At 46.4% G+C, this 319-nt stretch carries 1 protein-coding gene; it reads right to left on the reverse strand.

Features of this window, described 5'->3' with window-relative positions; genetic code table 11:
• Nucleotides 1-319, reverse strand: a 319-nt coding sequence (locus C7H79_RS18240; RefSeq protein ID WP_172592513.1) for a hypothetical protein, incomplete at both ends; no start/stop codon positions are given.

Consider the following 319-nt stretch of genomic DNA (forward strand, 5'->3'; position numbering starts at 1 on the left):
TGCTGCTGGATAAATAGTTGCTGTTGCTCCGGCCAGCATCGCCGCCCCTATGTAATGCTTTTCTCTCCACGTTGTAAGTAAAGCGAAATACAGCACCAATCTCGCCGGGATTATAGACCGCAGTATGGGCTCCATTTTTATGATATTTTCCCAATTGGTCTTGCCTGAATCGATTGATACTCTTACTCGACTAGTAGGGTATTTTGTTGCGTCAGCGCGTGACAGCGGGGATAGTTCATTGGGATAGGTTCCAGACTTGGCCTGAGCCATTTGATCAACAACAAAACCGCCTCGAAGCAGCAATTGAAGGTATGTTTTT

The sequence above is a fragment of the Nitrosomonas supralitoralis genome (assembly GCF_003011925.2).
GTDB lineage: Bacteria > Pseudomonadota > Gammaproteobacteria > Burkholderiales > Nitrosomonadaceae > Nitrosomonas > Nitrosomonas supralitoralis.